Source organism: Emticicia sp. (assembly GCF_043780375.1).
In the GTDB taxonomy this organism is placed as follows: domain Bacteria; phylum Bacteroidota; class Bacteroidia; order Cytophagales; family Spirosomataceae; genus Emticicia.
This window is the reverse complement of record NZ_JAYWCU010000097.1, coordinates 42,387-50,366: the sequence shown is the minus strand read 5'-3', so window position 1 is coordinate 50,366 and position 7,980 is coordinate 42,387. Positions and strand designations below refer to the sequence as shown.

Below are 7,980 nucleotides of genomic sequence, written 5' to 3'. Positions count from 1 at the left end.
ACTTTATTTTACCTTTATTTCTAATCCTAATTAACTCCGTTTACCATGCTCTTGCTCCGTAACGCTCGGTCGTCTTACTATTATCATTAATCCCTAACTTCCATTTTAATTAACTCCGTTTACCATGCTATTGCTGCGTAACGCTCGGTCTATTGCTCTTTCTGTTTGGGAGTGCAAAGGTAAGAACCTTTTTTAAAAATACAATACCACCTCTAAAAATATTTATTACCCCAATTCAATGACCTCCTTAGTATCAACCTATTACAAATTATACCCAACCAAAAAATACAACAAGTTCTTCCTATTGTCCTGTAAATAAATACTGCCTTCTCACCTCAAAACAAAAAAATAGCACCAAACCTTCTGTACGAAGGGTGAATTTAAACAACTTTCAATAATAAACGTTTTAGGATAAGAAGTTTCATGCTTGGTACGGTTAATAAATCAATATTTATATCATCTTTGTAATTCATTCTTACTACTATATATATAGCCTCAATAATATGGTAGTCTTTACCAGTAATAATGTTCAAGTTTATTTATGAAAAAAGTAATTGTAATTGGGGCTGGGTTCGCTGGGCTTTCGGCAGCAACAAAATTGGCTGATGAAGGTTATGATGTAACGATTTTGGAAAAGAACTCGATGGCAGGCGGGCGAGCGAGGGTTTTTGAGGAACTAGGTTTTACATTTGATATGGGTCCAAGTTGGTATTGGATGCCTGATATTTTTGAAAGGTATTTTGCGGAGTTTAATAAAAAGCCTTCAGACTATTATCATTTGATAAGGCTTGACCCTTCATATAAAGTTATATTTGATACTCAAGATGAAATTTCTTTACCCGCTAATATGGGAGAACTCGAAAAGCTTTTTGAGAGCATTGAAACTGGCAGTAGTAAACGATTAGCCGATTTCCTTTCCGAGTCTAAGTATAAGTATGATGTAGGTATTGGCGAGTTTGTATGGAAACCTAGTATTTCGATTACTGAGTTCTTTGATTTTCGTTTGGTATCTAAAGCTTTTAGTTTAGATTTGTTTGCGTCGTTTGGTAATCATATTCGAAAGTTTTTTAAAAGTGAACGCCTTTTGAAGTTAATGGAATTTCCAATTTTGTTTTTGGGAGCTACTCCTCAGAATACTCCTGCATTATATAGTTTGATGAATTATGCAGAAATAGCTCTTGGAACTTGGTATCCTGTGGGCGGAATGCATGAAATTGTGAAAGGAATGGTAGCTGTTGCAAAAGAGAAAGGTGTAAAAATCAAACTGAACGAGCCAGTAACTCGTATATTGGTAGATAAAGGTTTGGCGAAAAAAGTCATTACTAATAAAGATGAGTATGAAGTTGATGTGGTAGTGGGGGGAGCTGATTACCATCATATTGAAAGTAAGTTATTGGATACTGAGTATCGAAATTACAGTGAGAAATATTGGAATAACCGAACGATGGCTCCTTCATCACTTTTGTTTTATTTAGGTGTTAATCGTCGAGTAGAAAAATTGACCCATCATAATTTGTTTTTTGATGAAGATTTCAATCTACATGCCGACGAAATTTACGAAAATCCTAAATGGCCATCAAAACCTTTATTTTATGCTTCTGCTCCATCAAAAACTGATGCAAGTGTTGCTCCAAAAGGTTATGAAAATTTATTTATTTTGATTCCGATTGCTCCAGATTTGGAAGATAGTGAGAAAATTCGTGAAAAATATTATAAAATTGTGATGGAACGCCTTGAAAAGTACGTGGGGCATGATGTCAGGAATCATGTGGTTTTTAAAAGGAGTTTCGCAGTAAGTGATTTTAAGGAGGACTACAACTCTTTTAAAGGAAATGCTTATGGCTTGGCAAACACCTTATTTCAAACAGCGTTTTTGAAACCAAGTTTGAAAAACAAGAAGGTAAAGAACTTATATTATACAGGGCAATTGACGGTTCCTGGGCCTGGGGTTCCACCGTCATTAATTTCTGGTTTGGTTGTGGCACAACAAATCGTGAAGGAGTTTAAGAATTTTTAAACAAGTTGAGCAAGATATTACTAAATTTATATTGCTCAATTCTAAACAGTTTTAAATTTCTCTTGTTTATAAAAATAAACATTTATCATAGAGTAAAAAATGTTTTACAATGATAATTGTGTAATAACAAAGAATTAATGTGTCGAATTTTGCAAAAAAATATTAATAAGTCAGTTTCCCAACCGTTTTGAATAGAAAAGTAATGCTTGATTTGTACGAAAAAACTACCTTTGGATGTAGTAAGCTCATCACCGAGCTTTACAGTACTTCGTTTACGTTAGGAATAAAAACCCTCGACCGAAAATTTCATGGTCCTATCTACGCTATTTATGGTTTCGTTCGCTATGCCGATGAAATTGTAGATACTTTTCATGATTTTGACAAAAAAGTTTTGCTTGATCGCTATAAATATGAGGCGTTTAGATCTATTGAAGAAGGCATTAGTTTAAATCCTGTTTTACATTCCTTTCAAAAAGTAGTTCATCAATACAAAATTGAGAGTGAACTTATAGCAGCATTTTTGCATAGTATGGAAATGGATTTGTTTAATGTAGTGTATGACGATAGTGGTTACGATGAATATATATATGGTTCGGCAGAAGTGGTTGGATTGATGTGTTTAAGAGTTTTTTGTGAAGGCAACCAAGTATTATATGATAAATTAAAAGCCGATGCTCGAAGTTTAGGGGCTGCTTTTCAGAAGGTTAATTTCTTGCGAGATTTAAAAAGTGATTTTAGCGAACGTGGCAGGGTTTATTTCCCAGGCGTAGATTTTAATGATTTTGGTATTGAAGCAAAGAAAATCATTGAAGCCGATATTCAGAAAGATTTTGATAATGCTTACCGAGGTATTATTGGGTTACCTGACGGAGCAAGAAAAGGTGTGTATCTTGCTTACGTTTATTACTTAAAGTTATTTGATTGTATCAAACGAACTTCTGCTAACCGCATTCAACACGAACGTATTCGTGTTCCTGACCGTATAAAATTTGCTTTACTTGCCAAAACTTTAGTACAAAGTGGATTAAATGCTTTGTAGTAATGACCAAATTTCCTTTGGGTAGATTCATATTTTTTTACTAAATTTGCTAACTTATCTCGTGCCGAAAAAATTGGCATAATTTTCGTGAATAAGTTTTGAATAATGAAGTTTTAATAGCAAAATCTAATAAAAACCCATGAAATTTATTATTTCGTCCTCTTCTTTACTGAAACATCTTTCTACTATTAACGGCGTAATTGCCAGTAATCCAATTGTCCCGATTCTTGAAAACTTTATGTTTCAATTAGATAAGGAAAACTTGACTGTTACGGCATCGGATATGCAAACTGTTATGATTACTGAGTTTGAAGTGGAATCTCGTGATAAAGGTGCATTTGCTGTGCCTGCCCGTTTGTTGTTGGATACTTTGCGTAGTTTGCCTGAGCAACCTATTCAGATAAATATTGATGAAGAAACTTTCGGAACAGAATTGGTAACAGCTAATGGTCGCTACAAATTGGCTGGGGAAAATCCGCTGGATTTTCCCCGTGTTCCGCAAGTAAATCGCAACTTTAGCATAGAAATGGACTCTGATATGCTCGGTTCAGCTATTGCAAATACTATTTTTGCAACAAGCACCGACGATTTACGTCCTGCAATGACAGGCGTTTTTGTTCAAGTTTCTGACGATGCAACTACTTTTGTGGCAACTGACGGGCATCGTTTGATTCGTTACCGTCGTGAAGATATTAAATCTCCGAACGCAACTTCGATGATTTTGCCTCGCAAAGCTCTAAATTTATTAAAATCATCGCTTCCTGGTGAAACATTACCAGTAAAAGCTGAATTTAGTAGTTCTAATGCTTTTTTCAGTTTTGGAAATATAAAGATGATTTGTCGTTTGATTGATGAACGTTTCCCGGATTACGAAAATGTGATTCCGCAAAGCAATCCAAATAAATTACGCATCGAACGTACGGAATTGTTGAGTACATTGAAACGAATTTCAATTTATTCAAACAAAACTACGCATCAGATTCGTTTGAAGATTTCGGCAAATGAATTGGTAATTTCGGCAGAAGATTTAGACTACTCGAATGAAGCTACTGAAAAGCTTTCTTGCGAATATGACGGAGAAGAAATGGAGATTGGTTTCAATGCTAAGTTTTTAATTGAAATGTTGAATAACTTGAGCGTAAAGAATATTTCATTGGAAATGTCGCAGCCAAATCGTGCTGGTTTGATTATTCCTGTTGAAAAAACAGAAAATGAAGATACTTTGATGCTTGTAATGCCGGTAATGTTGAATACTTATGCTTAAAGATAGTTTTCAATGAGTGAATGTTTGAATGAACGAATATATTCAAATGTTTTTCTTCATAAAATAAATACCCCGAAAACTGGCAGATTGTCGAGCTTTCGGGGTATTTATTTTTATTTAATTTATTATTTTCGCATCTATGTGACTGTTAACTGTAATTATAAATTGGTATTTTAATATCGAAACAAGTAAAAGGTAAACTTCAAAAGTAAAAAATTGCTTTCCACATAAAATCATTTTCTTTTTCTTAACAAACTATCTTATGATTTTTTTTAAAAATATATCTTGTATAATTCGAGTATTCATGATTACTTTGTAATTCAAAGTACTTTTTAATTAAAAAACTATTTGTAAATTATAAAACTCAATTATCATGACACAGAGCAACAATTTGACGACAAAGCCTATTCATCCAGCTTCATTAGGTAAGAGAATGTTTTTGGGTGCCGGTATTGGATTAATCCTAATCACGATTTTTCTTTTTGGAGCTGGAAAACCTAATCCAGAATGGGGAAAGTTTTGGATGATTAGACCTTTAATAATAGTTCCCTTCGCTGGTGCAATGGGTGGGGCATTTTATTACTTTATGGATTATCTGCGTTACCGAGGTAGCTTGAAAAAGATAGTTGCTATTATATTGAGCATAATTGTATACATTATTGGGCTTTGGATGGGTATTGTTTTGGGATTGGATGGCACGTTGTGGAATTAAATAACTCATAATATAAGAAATGCGATAGATAATCTTGATAAAGCAAGTACACCTGTAATCCATTCTTTTAAACAAAAAGCCCTATTTTCTGCAAAAATTTGCAAAAAATAGGGCTTTTGATATTTATATATACTCTTAGTTCGTAGAACCTAAGCTTGCTCCAAGATATTCACGATTTAGACGAGCGATGTTTTCGAGAGAAATCTCTTTTGGACACTCGGCTTCACAAGCACCTGTATTTGTACAAGAACCAAATCCTTCGAAATCCATTTGAGCTACCATTTTCTTTGCACGGTCTTGACGCTCTGGTTGTCCTTGTGGCAATAAAGCTAATTGCGAAACTTTTGCCGAAACAAATAACATTGCCGACGCATTTTTACAAGCAGCAACGCACGCTCCGCAACCAATGCAAGCCGCAGCCGCAAATGCCTTATCGGCATCGTCTTTCGGAATTGGCAATGAGTTTCCGTCTTGGGCATTCCCTGTATTTACAGAAATATAACCACCTGATGCAATAATGCGGTCAAATGAGCTTCTATCAACAACCAAATCTTTTACAACTGGAAAAGCGGAGGCTCTCCAAGGCTCAACTACTATAGTATCGCCATCTTTGAAACTACGCATGTGCAGCTGACAGGTTGTTACGCCTTGCAAAGGCCCATGTGGTTTTCCATTAATGTGCATGCTACACATTCCGCATATTCCTTCACGGCAGTCATGGTCGAATGCGATTGGTTCTGTGCCTTCCGAAACGAGACGTTCATTTAAAACGTCAAACATTTCCAAAAACGACATATCTTCTGAAATGCCTGCAACTTGGTAAGTTTCAAGTTTACCGTTTACTTTTTTATTTTTTTGACGCCAAACTTTTAGCGTCAAATTCATATTTCCTTCAGACATAAAGTTAAATATTTTGAATTCACCCCTTTGGGGCAAGCGGTTTATTTATAACTACGTTGAGCAATTTTGATGTTTTCGTAAACTAATGGTTCTGGATTCAGATTCCACTTGCTTTCACCATCATACTCCCATGCGGCTACATACATATAGTTTTCATCGTCACGCAGTGCTTCTCCTTCTTCGGTTTGGTATTCCTCACGGAAGTGTCCTCCGCAAGATTCATTACGATTAAGAGCATCAACACACATTAATTCTCCGAGTTCGATAAAATCAGCAACACGACCTGCTTTGTCTAACTCAGGGTTAAACTCATCGGCATCACCCAAGATACGTAAGTCTGACCAAAACTCTTTTTTCAAGGCTTGAATGTCTGTAATTGCTTCTTTCAAACCTTCGGCATTGCGAGCCATTCCACATTTTTCCCACATGATTTTTCCCAAACGCTTGTGGAATGATTCGGGAGATTGCTTTCCTTTAATATTTACTAATGTATTGATTCTTTCTTGAACCAATTTTTCGGCTTCAACAAAGGCTGGATGGTCAGTTGGAATTGATTTTGTACGAATTTCGTTTGAAAGATACGAACCAATTGTATAAGGAATAACAAAATAACCATCGGCTAAACCTTGCATTAAAGCACTTGCACCCAAACGGTTTGCACCGTGGTCAGAGAAATTAGCTTCGCCCAAAGCGTATAGACCTGGTACATTTGTCATTAAGTTATAATCAACCCAAAGTCCACCCATTGTATAGTGAACCGCTGGATAAATACGCATTGGCAAAACGTAAGGGTCTTCGCCAGTAATTTGCTTATACATATCAAACAAGTTACCGTATTTTTCTTTGACTACTGCCCTACCCATTTCGTTGATTAGGTCTTCTGAGGCATCGTGGATATTCTTTTTATTTGCTTCGATTTTGCCATAACGGTCAATTGCGAAAGCAAAATCAAGATAAACTGCCATTTTTGATGCACCTACACCATAACCTGCATCGCAACGCTCTTTGGCGGCACGTGAGGCAATATCACGAGGAACTAAGTTTCCAAAAGCAGGGTATCGACGCTCTAAGTAATAATCTCTTTCTTCTTCTGGAATATCATTTCCTAAACGAGTATCATTTTGTTTTTTCGGCACCCAAATTCTACCATCGTTACGCAATGATTCTGACATCAAAGTAAGTTTCGATTGGTGGTCGCCCGATACTGGAATACAAGTCGGGTGAATTTGTGTATAACAAGGATTAGCAAAATTTGCTCCTTTTTTGTGGGCTTTCCAAGCGGCGGTTACGTTGCTACCCATTGCATTGGTAGAAAGGTAAAATACGTTTCCATAACCACCTGTACAAAGCAGAACTGCATGTCCGAAATGACGCTCCAACTCACCTGTTACTAAGTTTTTAGCAATAATTCCACGAGCTTTTCCGTCAATCGTTACTACTTCGAGCATTTCGTGGCGGGTATACATAGTTACATTACCGATACCAACTTGACGCTCTAAACCAGAATATGCTCCGAGTAACAACTGTTGTCCTGTTTGTCCTGCGGCATAGAAAGTACGTTGTACTTGTGTTCCACCAAACGAACGGTTTGATAAAAGTCCACCATATTCCCTGGCAAACGGTACGCCTTGAGCTACACATTGGTCAATGATACTGCCCGAAACTTCTGCCAAACGATGTACGTTTCCTTCTCTCGAACGATAATCGCCACCTTTGATGGTATCATAAAACAGACGATAAACCGAATCACCATCATTTTGATAGTTTTTGGCAGCATTTATTCCACCTTGTGCTGCAATTGAGTGAGCTCTACGAGGTGAATCTTGAAAACAAAATGCTTTAACTTTATAGCCCATTTCGGCTAATGTAGCAGCAGCCGATGCTCCTGCTAAACCTGTACCAACCACAATAATTTCCAAACTACGCTTATTAGCTGGATTTACGAGAGGTACAGTTGAGCGATACTTTGTCCATTTGTCCGAGATTGCACCTTCTGGGATTTTGGCGTCTAATTTATTTGACATCTTATTTCTATCAATTAGTCTATT

At 36.4% G+C, this 7,980-nt stretch carries 6 protein-coding genes; 4 read left to right on the top strand and 2 right to left on the bottom strand.

Annotation, left to right across the window (positions count from 1 at the left end; translation table 11 throughout):
- Positions 1 to 541 precede the first annotated feature (541 nt).
- The 4 genes from ACH2CJ_RS07355 to ACH2CJ_RS07340 all read left to right on the top strand — a co-directional run bounded on the left by ACH2CJ_RS07355 (position 542) and on the right by ACH2CJ_RS07340 (position 5,032).
- Positions 542 to 2,017: a phytoene desaturase family protein gene (locus ACH2CJ_RS07355; RefSeq protein ID WP_394991689.1), complete on the top strand. Its 1,476-nt coding sequence runs from the start codon at positions 542 to 544 to the stop codon at positions 2,015 to 2,017.
- Between the two features lie 202 nt (positions 2,018 to 2,219).
- On the top strand, positions 2,220 to 3,056 hold the full coding sequence (locus tag ACH2CJ_RS07350; protein ID WP_394991693.1) for a phytoene/squalene synthase family protein: 837 nt from the start codon (positions 2,220 to 2,222) through the stop codon (positions 3,054 to 3,056).
- A 139-nt stretch (positions 3,057 to 3,195) separates the two neighbouring features.
- Positions 3,196 to 4,320: a DNA polymerase III subunit beta gene (gene dnaN, locus ACH2CJ_RS07345; protein ID WP_394991688.1), complete on the top strand. Its 1,125-nt coding sequence runs from the start codon at positions 3,196 to 3,198 to the stop codon at positions 4,318 to 4,320.
- Positions 4,321 to 4,693: 373 nt separating this feature from the next.
- A complete protein-coding gene (locus ACH2CJ_RS07340; RefSeq protein ID WP_394991687.1) occupies positions 4,694 to 5,032 on the top strand; it encodes a potassium transporter KefB in 339 nt (112 codons plus the stop codon).
- Between the two features lie 135 nt (positions 5,033 to 5,167).
- On the opposite strand, the gene ACH2CJ_RS07335 is transcribed toward ACH2CJ_RS07340, so the two are convergent.
- A complete protein-coding gene (locus ACH2CJ_RS07335) occupies positions 5,168 to 5,917 on the bottom strand; it encodes a succinate dehydrogenase/fumarate reductase iron-sulfur subunit (protein ID WP_394991691.1) in 750 nt (249 codons plus the stop codon).
- 56 nt (positions 5,918 to 5,973) lie between these two features.
- On the bottom strand, positions 5,974 to 7,956 hold the full coding sequence (locus ACH2CJ_RS07330; protein WP_394991686.1) for a fumarate reductase/succinate dehydrogenase flavoprotein subunit: 1,983 nt from the start codon (positions 7,954 to 7,956) through the stop codon (positions 5,974 to 5,976).
- Positions 7,957 to 7,980 lie beyond the last annotated feature (24 nt).

What these genes read in the sequence shown, in the direction of transcription:
- ACH2CJ_RS07355 (WP_394991689.1), top strand. Translation starts at nt 542, where the DNA reads ATGAAAAAAGTAATTGTAATTGGGGCTGGGTTCGCTGGGCTTTCGGCA.
- dnaN (WP_394991688.1), top strand. Translation starts at nt 3,196, where the DNA reads ATGAAATTTATTATTTCGTCCTCTTCTTTACTGAAACATCTTTCTACT.
- ACH2CJ_RS07330 (WP_394991686.1), bottom strand. Translation starts at nt 7,956, where the DNA reads ATGTCAAATAAATTAGACGCCAAAATCCCAGAAGGTGCAATCTCGGAC.
- ACH2CJ_RS07350 (WP_394991693.1), top strand. Translation starts at nt 2,220, where the DNA reads ATGCTTGATTTGTACGAAAAAACTACCTTTGGATGTAGTAAGCTCATC.
- ACH2CJ_RS07335 (WP_394991691.1), bottom strand. Translation starts at nt 5,917, where the DNA reads ATGAATTTGACGCTAAAAGTTTGGCGTCAAAAAAATAAAAAAGTAAAC.
- ACH2CJ_RS07340 (WP_394991687.1), top strand. Translation starts at nt 4,694, where the DNA reads ATGACACAGAGCAACAATTTGACGACAAAGCCTATTCATCCAGCTTCA.